Genomic DNA, 13,525 nt, shown 5'->3' on the forward strand with positions numbered 1-13,525 from the left:
ACGCCGATTGGGGGCATCCCTCCGGCAGAAGCTGAGGCAAACTACTGGAGGCAACTCGCCGTCAGCGACACCTCGACAGAGGTGTCAACTTAAACCAATCGGCCTCCTTGAAAGCCGGGGCGGTTCAAACTGGCCCTCCGGTCAGTTCAGCTTTAACGGAAATTTCGACCCCATTCCGGGATTTAACGGAAATTGGGAAATCAGCGAAAGCAAGGATTGGCGCGGCTTTACGTGCTTCGCCATTCCGGCTTTTAACAGAAAACGATAAATTCTCTTCTTGGGGGCTCTTATGCACGACGCCACCAGCCCGCCTCCCCGTCTCAGGCTTGCGGTAGCGCCGGGCGTACCGTCATCACAACTTTCGGCGCTTCTCGCACGGCAACGCGCGGAAGAACCAGACGTCACACTCACGTTTTTTGAGGTTGCAGGCGACGATCTGCTTGAGGGACTTCGTGAAGGCTGCTACGACGTAGGGATTTCGCTTCAGCGGTTCAGCGATCCGACCCTCAGAACGCAACCCTTGTGGACCGAGAACATGGCCGTTGCCATGCCGCCGCGGTCTCACTTACTTGACAAGGCGAAGCTCACCATCGCCGATCTCCAGGATTACCCCATTTATCGCTGGCAGGCCGAGGCTTGCCCCCTGCTGGATGAGAGGTTGGCCTCCCTCATGCCTCTGGACCAAGAGAACATCCAGCGGGTGACTTCATTCGAGATGATGGCGCTATGGGTTGCGGCCGGCTACGGCGTCGGGGTATCCGCCCAATCGCGCATCGAACATGGTCATGGATGGGGGATCACTATGCGACCGCTTGCTGACGGCCCCTACGAAATCGTGACGCACCTGCAGCGGCCCAGCGGACGAGCAGACCCGGTGGCTGAGCGGTTCGAGCGCAGAGCGCTACAGATTGCAGCCACTGCCGCAGGCTAGTCTCTCCTGGCTTGTTGGCTGACGCATGGTGCGCCCGCGTCACACAAACCCCAGCGGCCGCACAGGCGAAGTGCCCGGGCTCAGCAGGCGGTGCGGAACCTACTGCGGTATTCGGCCGGCGTGGTGTTCAGCTTCCTGCGAATGGCGCGGTTGAGCGTGTCGGTGGTGTTGAAGCCGCAGGCCGTGGCGATGCGGTCGAGCGGCTCATCGGTGGTCTCCAGCCGGTTGCGCGCCATCTCCACGCGCACCGATTCGATGTAGGCGGCCGGCGTCATGTTCAGCTCGGTCTTGAAGATGGGAGTCAGCTGACGTACGTCTGCTCGGCTACCGTGCTGCAATGGATAGGTATGACAGCGAAAAGGTCTCAGCGCGAGCGAATGGACCGTCAGCCGCTTAAGAAATCATCTCACTGGCTTTCCGTGCTTGTCAGTGGGCCACAGTAGACGCTGCTATGTCATCGAGGGCGGGCAAATGGTACAATTGCTGGCCCTAATCTGGCAACTGAACCCGAAAAACCTGTTGTTAATCAATGGGTTGGATGCTTAGAGTAGTTCCCATCGCCCGCTCCATTGCAAGATATACAACCTGGGGGACTCCAACAGGTTGTCGTTATTCGTCTCGGCCAAGGGCAGCAAGGCTGGGCAAGCAGTCACGAATGTCGCTGAATATCTGCGGCACGCAACGTACGGTTGCAGCAGGGCATCGAACTTCCCCGCCCGCGCGCACCGCCTTAGAATGGGCGCTCTGTCGAAAGAACCGTCATGGCCTTGGCCATGAAAGGCTTTCATTCTTGCAACCAAGTGTGGTGAAGATGAGCAAGCCTTTCATTTCTCTGTGCCCGGAGATCACCCGGGCAAACGCGCTGAATTTGATGGACTGGCTGGAAGACGAAAACGTCATCCGCTATCTGAGCGATTCGCGCCATGTCTCCCGGTTCATCGAGCAAGTCATCGGTCGGGTCCAGTTGCCGATCCTGACCCATCTGTTCAACCAGGGCGGCCGGTTCTTCATGGCTTACGACCGGCATGACGAGCCAGTGGGCTTCGTCCGCCTCGTCAAGACGGGGCCGGACTGCGAGATCGTCCTGGTCATCGGAAACCGCGACAACTGGGGCCGCAAGCTCGGCGCCAGCACCCTCCGCGAAGGCATGAAGCGCGCCTTCTTCGACATGCGAGCCGAGAAGCTCATCGCCAAGATCCACGCAGACAACACGCGCTCGCTGAGGGCCTTCCTGCGCTGCGGCTTCCTGCTTGACAGCGAAACGCCCACGCTCAAGTCATATGCCTTGACCTCGGAGCGCTATCTCCAGCGCTTGCGTGAAGGCGCTGCGGGCGACCCCTCTGAGATCTACATTACTGAAATCGACCAGGCCCGGCTCAGGAACTTGGTCGCGCTGGAGCAAGGCCCGGATGTGGTCGAACTGGAGCACGAGATCGAGCGAGCCATCGTCGTTGATGCGCGGCAGGTGGCGCGGAATGTGGTCACGATGAACTCCAAGGCCCTGCTGCATCTGGACGACGAGGAAATGGAAGTGAACCTGGTCTACCCGCAGGATGCGGACGGTAGTGCCGGGAAACTGTCGGTTTGCTCCGGCGTCGGTACCGCGATCCTGGGCTACAAGGAGGGCGATGCCATCGACTGGCGGATTCCGGACCGGACCCGCCGCATCTGGATCGAGAAAGTGCTTTACCAGCCAGAAGCCGCGGGCGATTTCCACCTGTAGGTTCTCTGCGCTGGGCCACAGTCGCAGATCTCGCATGCAGGCTTCGCGACTGATAGCCCTGCCTCATGTACACGACCGAACCGAGCGGCAGGCCCACCTTTCCGATGCAGACCCGAACCTGCCGGCGACTTGCTGCAGCGACGGCCACCACAGGGCTCGCACCGTGGCTTTCGCGCAAACCATCAGATGCTCGACGGCCTGAAGCTCGCCTTCAAGGAGGCGGGCGGGCGCTGCAGGCCGAAATGCGCCTGCATGAACTCCACGCACACCCGCACCTTGGCCGAGCGCTCCAGCGGCGTGGGGTAGACGGCCCAGATGTTGGCCTCCTGGCGCCACTCGGGCAGTACCTGCACGAGGCGCCCCGCCTCCAGGTGGGCGCCCACGTCCCAGAGCGAGCGCAGCGCGATGCCGCAGCCATCCACGGCCCACTGCACCACCATCTCGCCGTTGTTGGCCGACAGCGGCCCCGTCACCTTCACCGACTGCTCCACGGCGCCCGCGCGCAGCCGCCACACGCCGAACGGGTGGTCGCGCTCCTTGATGACCAGGCAGTCGTGCGCGGGCAGCTCGGCCGGGCTGCGCGGCGTGCCCCGGCGCGCAAGGTAGTCCGGCGCGGCGCACAGCACGCGGTGGTTGTCGGCCAGGCGCCGCGCGATGAGGTGCGGCGCGATCTCGTCGCCCACGCGCACGTCCAGGTCGAAGCCCTCGCCCGCCACGTCCACGAGGCGGTCGAACACCTCCAGCCGCACCTGCAGGCCCGGGTGCCGCTGCACCAGGCGCGAGAGCATGGGCGCGACCACGTTGCGCCCGAAGCCGAAGCTGCTGGACACGCGCAGCAGCCCGCGCGGCTCGCGGCGCGTGACGGCCACCTCCTGCAGGAGCTGGTCCATGTCGTCGAGGATGCGCTGCGCCCAGTGGAACACGCGCTCGCCCTGGTCCGTGACGGCCACGCGGCGCGTGGTGCGGTGCAAGAGCGGCACGCCCAGCTCCTGCTCCAGCAGGCGGATGCGCTTGCTCACGTAGGCGGGCGATGCCGCCAGCTCCTGCGCCGCCGCGGCAAAGCCCGCCTTGCGCACCACGGTGCAGAAGACGCGCAAGTCGTCGGCCGGCGGTATTTTCTGCACAGTTCGTGAATGGTGGAACCACGGAAGCGCGCATTGTATGGATCTCGTCATCAGTGAACAATGGCGGCCAACATTTCCTGGAGAACCCACCATGCAACAACGCACATACAAGATCGCCGTGCTGCCCGGCGACGGCATCGGCAAGGAAGTCATGCCCGAAGGCCTGCGCGCCGTGCAGGCCGCCGCCCGGCGCTTCGGCCTGGCGCTGGACGTCCACCACTTCGAATGGGCCAGCTGCGACTACTACGCCCGGCACGGCCAGATGATGCCGGACGACTGGAAGGCCCGGCTGCAAGGCATGGACGCCATCTTCTTCGGCGCCGTGGGCTGGCCCGCCACCGTGCCCGACCACGTATCGCTGTGGGGGTCCCTCCTCAAGTTCCGCCGCGAGTTCGACCAGTACATCAACCTGCGCCCCGTGCGCCTGTTCGAGGGCGTGCCCTGCCCGCTGGCCGGCCGCAAGCCCGGCGACATCGACTACTACGTGGTGCGCGAGAACACCGAGGGCGAGTACACGTCGCTGGGCGGCATCATGTACGAGGGCACGGACCGCGAGATCGTGATCCAGGAATCGGTCTACTCGCGCAAGGGCGCCGAGCGCCTGCTCAGGTTCGCCTTCGACCTCGCGCAGAGCCGCCCGCGCAAGCACGTGACCCTGGCCACCAAGAGCAACGGCATCGCCATCAGCATGCCCTGGTGGGACCAGCGCGCCGACGAAGTGGCCAGGCAGTATCCCGGCGTCACGCTCGACAAGCAGCACATCGACATCCTCACCGCGCGCTTCGTGCTGCAGCCGGGCCGCTTCGACGTGGTGGCCGCCACCAACCTGTTCGGCGACATCCTCTCCGACCTGGGCCCCGCCACCACCGGCACCATCGGCCTGGCGCCTTCGGCCAACCTGAACCCCGAGCGCAGCTTCCCCAGCCTGTTCGAGCCCGTGCACGGCTCGGCGCCCGACATCTACGGCAAGAACATCGCCAACCCCATCGCCATGATCTGGTCCGGCGCGCTGATGCTGGACTTCCTGGCCCAGGGCCAGGGCGCGGGCCGGCAGGCGCACGACGCCATCGTGGCGGCGATCGAGGAGGTCATCAGGAGCGGCCCGCGCACGCCGGACCTGGGCGGCCAGGCCAGCACCCAGCAGGTGGGCGAGGCCATAGCGGCCCTGGTCGCCAAGGGCTGAGCCCCCGCGCACCAGCCGCCGCGTCCGCTCTTTATTCGATAGCTGCCAGCGCTTACTGCAAAAGCGCTGGCAGCTATTTTTGATTGAACTTTCCGCAGCGCGGCGACACTACCTGCAAGCAGGCGGGGCACCCGCCCTATACTCCCCGCCCCGATGAATGCAGGAACTCTTGGCATGCGCATGGCAGTCCTTTGGCGCCCGTTGGCTTATCTGGGCCTGGCCGGCCTGGCCGCGTGCGGCAGCGCACCGGCGGGCAAGAGCGCGGCGCCCGCGCAGGCCGCGGCGGCGTCCGCGGCCGAGCCGGTCAGGATCGGCATCGCCCTCGGCGGCGGCGCGGCCAAGGGCTTCGCGCACATCGGCGTCATCAAGATGCTGGAGGCCAATGGCCTGGCGCCCGCCGTGGTGGCGGGCACCAGCGCGGGCAGCGTGGTCGGCGCGCTGTATGCGAGCGGCATGAATGCCTTCGAGCTGCAGGAAAAGGCCGTGGCCCTGGACGAGGCCAGGATCCGCGACCTGCAGCTGTCCTCCGGCGGGCTGGTGCAGGGCCAGAAGCTCGAGGACTACGTGAACGAGCAGGTGCGCCGCAAGCCCCTGGAGCAGCTGGCCAAGCCCTTCGTGGCCGTGGCCACGCGGCTGGAGGACGGCGAGCGCACCGTGTTCGCGCGCGGCAACACGGGCCAGGCGGTGCGCGCATCCAGCAGCATCCCGGGCGTGTTCCAGCCCGTGGCCATCGGCCAGTACCACTACGTCGATGGCGGCATCGTCAGCCCCGTGCCCGTGGATGCGGCGCGCCAGCTGGGCGCCGACGTGGTGGTGGCGGTGGACATCTCCAACAAGGCGCGCGGCAAGGCACCGGAACACCTGCTGGGCGCGCTGGGCCAGTCCATCGCCATCATGGGCCAGAAGCTCGGCCAGGCCGAGCTGGCCCGCGCCGACGTGGTCATCCGCCCCAAGGTGCTGGACATCGGCCCGGTGGACTTCAGCCAGCGCGCCAGCGCCATCGTGGAGGGCGAAAAGGCCGCGCTGGCCGCCATGCCGCAGATCCGCGAACGCATCGCCCAGGTGCAGGAAGAGCGCGCGCAGGCCACGCGCCTGGCGCAGCAAAAGGCGCTCGACGCCCAGCGCGAGGCCTGCCTGAACAACCGCTCGCGCCTGCGGAAACTGGCGGGGATGGCAAGGCTCGATGACTCCTGCGCCATCCCCTGAGCGCCTCCTGTTCAGTCGGAGGCCTTGTCCGCTGCAATCACCTTTTCCTGCCCCTTGATGGCCTGCTGGTCCTGGTAGACCTTCTCGGCAACAGGTGATGTCGCGGCCATGCGCCCTGGCTTGTCGTCACGCTGCAGGCGGCGCTCGTCGGCCTTCAGCTGAGCGGCAGCCTCCTGCTTGAGCGTTACCTGGGCCCAGGCGCTGGGGATGGTCCCCCGAACCAGTGTGGCGGCCATGCGCTGTGCAGGGCTCAGCCTTTCAGCTTCGTGGCAATCTGCGCGACATATTTGCCTTGATAGCGGGCGCCTGCGAGCTCCACCGGGCTGGGCTGGCGCGAACCGTCGCCTGAGGCGATGGTCGAAGCGCCGTAGGGCGAATTACCCATCACTTCACCCACCCCCATCTGCCCCTGGAAGGCATAGGGCAGGCCGACAACGACGAAGCCCAAATGCAAGAGCACCGGGTGGAAAGTGAGGATGGTGGATTCCTGGCCGCCATGCTGCGTGGCGCTGGACGCGAACACGGAGCCGACCTTGCCCACCAGCGCGCCGCTGGCCCACAGGGCACCCGTCTGATCGATGAAGTTCTTCATCTGCGACGACATGTTCCCATAGCGTGTGCCGGTACCGAAAATGATGGCATCGTATTCGGGCAACTTCTGCACCGTTGCGACCGGCGCGGGCTGGTCCAGCTTGTAGCCTGACTTTCTTGCGATTTCCTCCGGAACCAGTTCGGGGACCCGCTTGACCACAACCTCCACCCCGGCCTCACGAACACCTTCCGCCACGGCATACGCCATGGTTTCAATGTGCCCATACACCGAATGATAAAGAACCAGTACCTTGGCCATGATGACTCCTCCTAGTGATTGACGCTTAAAAACCAGCGGCGTCACGCTGAAAAGCGAATACCGGCGGACTCACCTCATCGAGCTGCCGTTGCGTTCTCGCCAACTGATAGCGACCGTCAACGCCGCGACCACCGGCGGCAGCACAAAGCACACCATGCCCAAGGCCACATAGGCCAGCGCCGCCAGTGCGCAGCCCACGGCAAAGCTCATGATGGCCGGCAGCATCTTGCGCAGCCGCCCGATGGCCGCGCTGCGTGCGTCACCTTGCAAGCCCTTGAACAGATCGGCCAGATCGATCATGACCTGAGTTGTATTGCCCGTCATCAGCGTCGAGGGTGGCAGTTGGGCCAGGTGCATGCGCTGCATGGCGTTCTGCACGGCCATGGCACAGACCATCAGCATGCCGGCGGCAAACGCGGGTAACACATCGCCGTCCGCAAACGGGCCGAAGCCCAGCATCAGCGCCGCCGCCAGCGCCAGCATCAGCACCTGGGCCGTGATCAGGCTGCGCATGGGCGCCTGCTGCCGCGCCGCCAGGGCATTGCTGGCCAGGCGTGTCAGCACCACGGCCACGCAGAACATGGGCAGCGCCAGCAGCTTGGAGACCGTGCCCGCGCTGCCATGGATCAGTGCCGCGCCCAGCGTGACGAAGTTGCCCGTCACATGCGCGGCGAACAGGCCACCCAGTGCCAGAAAACCGGCCGTGTCCACATAGCCGGCGTTGAAGCCCAGCAGATGGCTCAAGGGGGCGGGAGTGCCATGAGTCTCGGGCATGGGTGCTCCAGGGAAGGATGGGTGGTCAGGACTGCTTGCCGTCCTGCTTCGTCAGGTATTTTTCGATGCGCGAGTCGGGCAGGAACCAGAGCGCGGCCATCGCGGTGAGCACGGCGAACGTGGCCCACGCGCTCCAGAAGCTGCAAGCCACGGCCAAGGCATAGACCAGCAGCGAGAGCTTGCCCTTGCCGTCCTTGCCCAAGGTGCAGGCAAGCACCGAGCCCCTGCCTTCCGACGCGATGATGGCGCGCGCCAACAGCCAGTAGGAGACCGAGCACATGAAGAGCGCGAACGCGTACAGGGCCGTAGGCACTTCCTCGAACTCCGAACGCTCCGCCCAGGCCGTGGTGACGGGAATCATGGTCAGCCAGAACAGCAGGTTCAGGTTGGCCCACATGATCCGGCCGTTAATGCCGCTGACCACCTGGAACAGGTGATGGTGGTTGCTCCAGTAGACCCCGACATAGATGAAGCTAAGCACATAGCCGAAGAAGCTGTGCGCCTCCTTCCACAGCCCGCTCCAGGTGAACTCGGCCGGCAGCTGGATCTGGGCCAGCATCAGCGTCAGGCTCACCGAAATGACGCCATCGCTGAAGGATTCGAGCCGGCTCTTGTTCATGGCCTGCCTCAGATGAACTGCTTGCGAAACGACAGGCTGGCCAGGTACAGCACGGCCAACATGAAGGGCAGCACGCTCCAGAAGCCGAAGCGCATGTAGAGCACGGCACCCAGAAAGGCGCCCAGCACGAAGCCACCCACCACACTGCCGCTCTTGAACAGGGCCTGGCCCTGCTCGCGGCCGGGCTGGCGCACATAGTTGGAGAGGTCGATGCCGAACTGCGTGGTATTGCCCGTCATCATGGTGCTGGGGCTGATGTGCTTGATCAGCGTCTTGCTGGCCGTGTTGCGGATCGCCAGTGCCATCAGGCCCAGACCGCCGGTCAGCGCCAGCGCACCGGCATTGGGGTCGCGGAACGGCTCCAACTGCAGGCCCGCGAGCATGAAGCCTGTGAGGAACACAGCCTCGGCCACGAACAGCCAGCCCAGCGTCTTATGGGACTGGCTGCAGCGATCGATCCACATCTTGGTGAGCATGACCGTGGCGATGAACAGCGGGATCGCACCGAGCTTGATCCACAGGCCCGCCCCGCCCTTGACGAAAACGGCGCCGGCCAGCACCAGGTTGCCAGTCACATGGGCGGTGAAAAAGCCCAGCAGCGCGATGAAGCCTATGGTGTCGATGGCACCTCCCACGATGGTGAGCAGCACGGGCGCGCGACACTGCGCCCAGAGCCCCGTGACCTGCCCCCCAGCCGGCGACACATTGTTGGCAGCCGTCATACAGCCTCCTTTTCCCGCAGGTCCAGCCAGGCCACAAGCAGAAATCCGCCGACCAGGCCCATATGCTCGAAAAAGGAATTGGCCGCCATGAAGCGCTCCTGGCCCGCGGGCAACTCCCAAAAGCGCAGCACCAGCAGCGTGGCCAGCAAGGTGAAGCCGGCCAGGGCCAGAGCGCCCAGCCAGCGCAGCCACCCGCCCAGTATCAGCGCCGAGGCGCCCAGTTCCAGTGCTATCACCAGCACCGCGAACACGGGCGCCGGTGCCAGGCCGAAATGCTGCATCTCGCCGATGATGCCAGGGAAGTCGGTGAGCTTGACCAGCCCGCCCTGCAGATAGGCCGCGCACAGGCCCAGGTAGGCCACGAAGCGCATAGCGGCACTGCCGAAGATGGGGCAGGCCATCGCCGTCAGACGGCTCTCCATGTGGATGCCGGTCATCGCAGCGCCCCTGCCTCAAGCCATCCAGCAAGAGCAGCCCAGAGCGCCAAAGAAGCTCTTCGGATCGGAGGACGGCACGCTCGACGCCCAAGCATCGGCATGCTGGTGTCCGTGCAGCCCGCAACTCGTGCCGCAGCCGCAGGCGGCGGCCAGGTTGCGGTAGCGGGCCGGGTTCAGCGAGTTCTTGCCCGCGCCTTCCGGTTCGCCCCAGGCCGCATAGCCGCCAAACAGCTTGGTGGGCGACCAGTCGGGCATGGGCGGCGGCAGCGGGTTGTCGTCATGCCGGGCAAACTCGCCTTCGCCGTAGACCACGCGGCCGCCGACGACCGTGAGGTGCGAAGTCAGGAAGGAAATCTCGTCCTCGGGCACCTTGAAGAAGTCCTTGCTCGGCACGATGAAGTCGGCCAGCTGGCCCACGGCAATGCGGCCACGCAAGCCTTCCTCGTTGCTGAACCAAGCCACGTTTTCCGTCCACATGCGCAGGGCCGTCTCGCGATCGAGCAGATTGCGCTGCGGGTACATCTGCGTGCCGCCCAGCGTCTTACCGGTGATCATCCACGACAGCGAAACCCAGGGGTTATAGGAAGCGACACGCGTGGCGTCGGTGCCCGCCGAGACCTTGACGCCTTTTTCCAGAATGCGCTTGATGGGTGGCGTGGCTTCGGCAGCGCGCGCGCCGTAGCGCTCGATGAAGTACTCGCCCTGGTAGGCCATGCGGTGCTGCACGGCAACGCCGCCGCCCAGCGCCGCGATGCGGTCGATCGACCGGTCGGAAATGGTCTCGGCGTGATCGAAGAACCAGTTGATGCCCGTGAGCGGCGTGTCGCGGTGAACCCTCTCGAACACATCAAGCGCACGCGAAATGGTTTCGTCATAGGTGGCATGCAGGCGCCAGGGCCATTGGTTTTGCACCAGCACGCGCACCACTTCTTCGAGCTCGCCTTCCATCTGCGGCGGCATGTCGGGGCGCTCCACGCGGAAGTCCTCGAAGTCGGCCGCCGAGTACACCAGCATCTCGCCCGCGCCGTTGTGGCGGAAGTAGTCGTCGCCCTGCTTGTACTTGACCGATCTGGTCCAGTTCAGGAAGTCCTCTTTCTCCTGCTTGGGCTTTTGCGTGAACAGGTTGTAGGCCAGGCGCACGGTGATCTGGTTGGCCTCGGCCAGCTTCTGGATCACCTCGTAGTCTTCGGGATAGTTCTGAAAGCCCCCGCCCGCGTCGATCACGCCGGTCACCCCCAGGCGATTGAGCTCGCGCATGAAATGGCGCGTGGAGTTGATCTGGTAGTCCAGCGGCAGCTTAGGGCCCTTGGCCAGGGTCGCATAGAGGATGGCAGCATTGGGCTTGGCCAGCAGCAGCCCGGTGGGACTGCCGCTGGAGTCGCGCACGATCTCACCGCCCGGAGGCGCTTGGGTGCCCTTGGTGTAGCCCACAGCGCGCAGCGCGGCAGCATTGAGCAGTGCGCGGTCGTACAGGTGCAGCAGGAACACCGGCGTATCAGGTGCGATGGCGTTGATCTCTTGCAGCGTGGGCAGACGCTTTTCAACGAACTGGTGCTCGGTGAAGCCGCCCACCACGCGCACCCATTGCGGTGCCGGGGTGATGGCCACCTGGCGCTTGAGCATATCGAGCGCATCGACCAGCGAGCGCACGCCGTCCCAGCGCAGTTCCATGTTGTAGTTGAGGCCGCCGCGCACCACATGCGTGTGGTTGTCGAACAGGCCGGGCAGCACGCTCTTGCGCTGCAGGTCGATACGCCGGGTGCGGTCGCCCGCCAGCGCCAGGACTTCCTGGTCGTCGCCTACGGCGACGAAGCGGCCGGCCTTGACGGCCACAGCGCTGGCCACGGGCTTGCTGCGGTCCAGCGTGGTGACCTGGCCGTTGAAAAAGATGGCGTCGGGATGGGGATCGGACATGGAAGATGCTCCTTGGTGATCGATTGCGGAGGCGTTGCGCCCCAGTAAGCCACCCAGCGCCAGCGTCGTCGCGGCGCCCAGGATGTCTCGACGGGATGTCATGCGTTTTCTTTCATGGAAAGCCGGTGCCTGGACCGTACGGTCAGGCCTGCTGGTCTCCAGCCGGCTTGTCGGCTGCCTGCCGGCCAGGCAATTGGCCCAGCACGGAAGCGGTAGCCCGGGTCTCATTGCAAGCGGTGCTGAAGGCACTGCCGCTCAGCAGCTGCTTGCCCACCGGAATGACCTGTTCACCCACCAGCATGCCCAGCAACCCCAGCAAGGCGATGAGCGGCGGTGCGGGTGAGCGCACGTTCAGCAGGCTGTAGATGACGCCGACCAGCAGGCCAGCGCCGATTGACATCGCATAGAGTTTCATGATCCGCTCCGCGGGTCTGGAAATGGATGTAGCCCAAGGCTTGGCGACGTACGCCGCGCAGACCCTGGGATGGATGGCCGAGCCTTATTACCTGGCCGGATTGGGGCCGATGCGCTCGCCGTGCTGCACGCGCTCGGGAGCCTTGTGCACCATGGTGTAGGCATAGTCCACGCCCATGCCGTAGGCGCCGGAGTGCTCGCGCACGATGTCCATCACCGCGTCGTAGGTGCTCTTGCGCGCCCAGTCGCGCTGCCATTCCAGCATCACCTGCTGCCAGGTCACGGGCACCACGCCGGCCTGCACCATGCGGTCCATGGCGCGCTCGTGCGCTTCGAGCGAGGTGCCACCCGAGGCATCGGACACCATGTAGATCTCGTAGTCGGTGTCATGCATGCACGACAACGCGAAGCCCAGGTTGCAGACCTCGGTCCACAGGCCCGACACGACGATCTTCTTGCGGCCCTGGGCGGCACCGGCGGCCAGTGCATCGCGCACATTCTGATCGTCCCAGGAGTTCATCGAGCTACGCTCGAGGATCTTGTTCTCGGGGAACACACCCAGCAGTTCGGGATAGCTGTGCCCCGAGAAACCCTCGGTCTCCACCGTGGTGATGGTGGCCGGGATTTCGAAGACCTTGGCCGCCTTGGCCAGGCCCACGACGTTGTTCTTCAGCGTCTGGCGGTCGATGGACTGCACGCCAAAAGCCATCTGCGGCTGCTGGTCGATAAAGATGATCTGGCTGTTCTGGGGGGTCAGAACTTCGGTGTACTTGCTTTTGGGCATGGTGAACTCCTTGATTGGGGGTGGAAAGGGAAAGATCAGTGCACCGCGCCGGCATCGACCAGCACGATCTCGGTGTCTTCGCTCGCGGTGATGCGCAGGCTTTTTTCGGCATGCACAGCCGCGCCGTCACGGGCATCCAGCATCACGCCATTGACTTCGGCACGGCCCTTGGCGAGTACCAGGTAGCCATAACGGTCGCCCGAGGCGAACTGGTATTCGGAGCTCTCGCCGGCCTTGAGCGTGGCGCCCAGCACGCGCGCATCGGCACGGATGGGCAGGGCATCCTCGTCGCCGCCTGCACCGCTGGCCAGCGTCACGAAGCGGCCCGCGCGCTCGCCCTTGGGAAAGGGCTTGGTGCCCCAGGCGGGCCGCTGGCCACGCTGGTCCGGCAGGATCCAGATCTGGAAGATGCGCGTGACGTCGGGCTCGAGATTGAATTCGGAGTGGCGTATGCCGGTGCCCGCGCTCATCACCTGCACGTCGCCGGCCACGATCCGGCCCTGGTTGCCCAGGTTGTCGCGGTGGGTGATGGCGCCTTCGCGCACATAGGTGATGATTTCCATGTCGGCATGCGGGTGCGGCGGAAAGCCCGAGCCCGGCGCGATGGCGTCGTCGTTCCACACCCGCAGTGCACTCCAGTGCACGCGCTCGGGGTCGTGGTACTCGGCAAAGGAGAAATGGTGCCTGGCGTCGAGCCAGCCGTGGTGGGCGGCACCCAGGCTTGCCAAAGGACGGCGTTCGATCATGGTCTGCTCCTGCGGGACGCGTTGATGACGATGGAGCCAGTCTAGAAACCGGTGATCACGCTGAGAAGACAAAGAATGGAATTCCATCCTTTCCGTTT

Annotated in this window: 16 protein-coding genes; 4 read left to right on the top strand and 12 right to left on the bottom strand. The window is 65.0% G+C overall.

The genetic code is table 11. The features are described 5' to 3' along the window. The first annotated feature begins 289 nt into the window (after positions 1-289). Entirely contained in the window at positions 290-931 is a 642-nt protein-coding gene (locus tag ACX12L_RS17155; protein ID WP_172206892.1) for a substrate-binding domain-containing protein, read from the top strand. An 80-nt stretch (positions 932-1,011) separates the two neighbouring features. On the opposite strand, the gene ACX12L_RS17160 is transcribed toward ACX12L_RS17155, so the two are convergent. Next, positions 1,012-1,269, bottom strand: a complete 258-nt coding sequence (locus tag ACX12L_RS17160) for a helix-turn-helix domain-containing protein (RefSeq protein WP_256376569.1) — start codon at positions 1,267-1,269, stop codon at positions 1,012-1,014. 473 nt (positions 1,270-1,742) lie between these two features. Here ACX12L_RS17160 and ACX12L_RS17165 point away from each other — a divergent pair, with 473 nt between their 5' ends. Beyond that, the gene (locus ACX12L_RS17165) at positions 1,743-2,654 is read left to right on the top strand and encodes a bifunctional GNAT family N-acetyltransferase/nucleoside diphosphate kinase regulator (protein ID WP_459263748.1); all 912 of its coding nucleotides are present in this window, start codon (positions 1,743-1,745) and stop codon (positions 2,652-2,654) included. Between the two features lie 182 nt (positions 2,655-2,836). On the opposite strand, the gene ACX12L_RS17170 is transcribed toward ACX12L_RS17165, so the two are convergent. Further along, positions 2,837-3,829, bottom strand: coding sequence for a LysR family transcriptional regulator (locus tag ACX12L_RS17170; RefSeq protein ID WP_459263670.1), 993 nt, complete (start codon positions 3,827-3,829; stop codon positions 2,837-2,839). A 40-nt stretch (positions 3,830-3,869) separates the two neighbouring features. Between ACX12L_RS17170 and ACX12L_RS17175 the strand changes: the two genes are divergently transcribed. Together ACX12L_RS17175 and ACX12L_RS17180 are read left to right on the top strand one after the other, a co-directional pair. Next, entirely contained in the window at positions 3,870-4,961 is a 1,092-nt protein-coding gene (locus ACX12L_RS17175) for a tartrate dehydrogenase (protein WP_459263671.1), read from the top strand. 174 nt (positions 4,962-5,135) lie between these two features. After that, on the top strand, positions 5,136-6,167 hold the full coding sequence (locus ACX12L_RS17180; RefSeq protein ID WP_459263672.1) for a patatin-like phospholipase family protein: 1,032 nt from the start codon (positions 5,136-5,138) through the stop codon (positions 6,165-6,167). Positions 6,168-6,178: 11 nt separating this feature from the next. On the opposite strand, the gene ACX12L_RS17185 is transcribed toward ACX12L_RS17180, so the two are convergent. The 10 genes from ACX12L_RS17185 to ACX12L_RS17230 form a co-directional block, all read right to left on the bottom strand. Beyond that, complete coding sequence (locus ACX12L_RS17185; RefSeq protein ID WP_459263673.1) at positions 6,179-6,403, bottom strand: hypothetical protein; 225 nt, start codon at positions 6,401-6,403, stop codon at positions 6,179-6,181. Positions 6,404-6,417: 14 nt separating this feature from the next. Beyond that, positions 6,418-7,017 (bottom strand): NAD(P)H:quinone oxidoreductase, encoded by a 600-nt coding sequence (gene wrbA, locus ACX12L_RS17190; RefSeq protein WP_459263674.1) that lies wholly within the window; start codon positions 7,015-7,017, stop codon positions 6,418-6,420. A gap of 69 nt (positions 7,018-7,086) precedes the next feature. After that, entirely contained in the window at positions 7,087-7,791 is a 705-nt protein-coding gene (locus tag ACX12L_RS17195) for a YoaK family protein (protein WP_459263675.1), read from the bottom strand. Between the two features lie 25 nt (positions 7,792-7,816). Next, positions 7,817-8,410, bottom strand: coding sequence for a TMEM175 family protein (locus tag ACX12L_RS17200; RefSeq protein WP_459263676.1), 594 nt, complete (start codon positions 8,408-8,410; stop codon positions 7,817-7,819). Between the two features lie 8 nt (positions 8,411-8,418). Then, positions 8,419-9,132 carry a YoaK family protein gene (locus tag ACX12L_RS17205; RefSeq protein ID WP_459263677.1) on the bottom strand — a complete coding sequence of 238 codons (714 nt, stop codon included), beginning with the start codon at positions 9,130-9,132 and terminating at the stop codon, positions 8,419-8,421. Beyond that, positions 9,129-9,569 carry a DoxX family protein gene (locus ACX12L_RS17210; protein ID WP_459263678.1) on the bottom strand — a complete coding sequence of 147 codons (441 nt, stop codon included), beginning with the start codon at positions 9,567-9,569 and terminating at the stop codon, positions 9,129-9,131. The genes ACX12L_RS17205 and ACX12L_RS17210 overlap by 4 nt, the downstream gene beginning before the upstream one ends. Positions 9,570-9,584: 15 nt before the next feature. Then, positions 9,585-11,483: an amidohydrolase gene (locus ACX12L_RS17215; protein ID WP_459263679.1), complete on the bottom strand. Its 1,899-nt coding sequence runs from the start codon at positions 11,481-11,483 to the stop codon at positions 9,585-9,587. A 142-nt stretch (positions 11,484-11,625) separates the two neighbouring features. Beyond that, positions 11,626-11,898, bottom strand: a complete 273-nt coding sequence (locus tag ACX12L_RS17220) for a DUF1427 family protein (protein ID WP_459263680.1) — start codon at positions 11,896-11,898, stop codon at positions 11,626-11,628. A gap of 87 nt (positions 11,899-11,985) precedes the next feature. Continuing rightward, positions 11,986-12,681, bottom strand: coding sequence for a hydrolase (locus ACX12L_RS17225; RefSeq protein WP_459263681.1), 696 nt, complete (start codon positions 12,679-12,681; stop codon positions 11,986-11,988). A gap of 35 nt (positions 12,682-12,716) precedes the next feature. Further along, a complete protein-coding gene (locus tag ACX12L_RS17230) occupies positions 12,717-13,427 on the bottom strand; it encodes a pirin family protein (protein ID WP_459263682.1) in 711 nt (236 codons plus the stop codon). Between the last annotated feature and the right edge of the window lie 98 nt (positions 13,428-13,525).

Source organism: Alicycliphilus sp. T452, assembly GCF_054512775.1.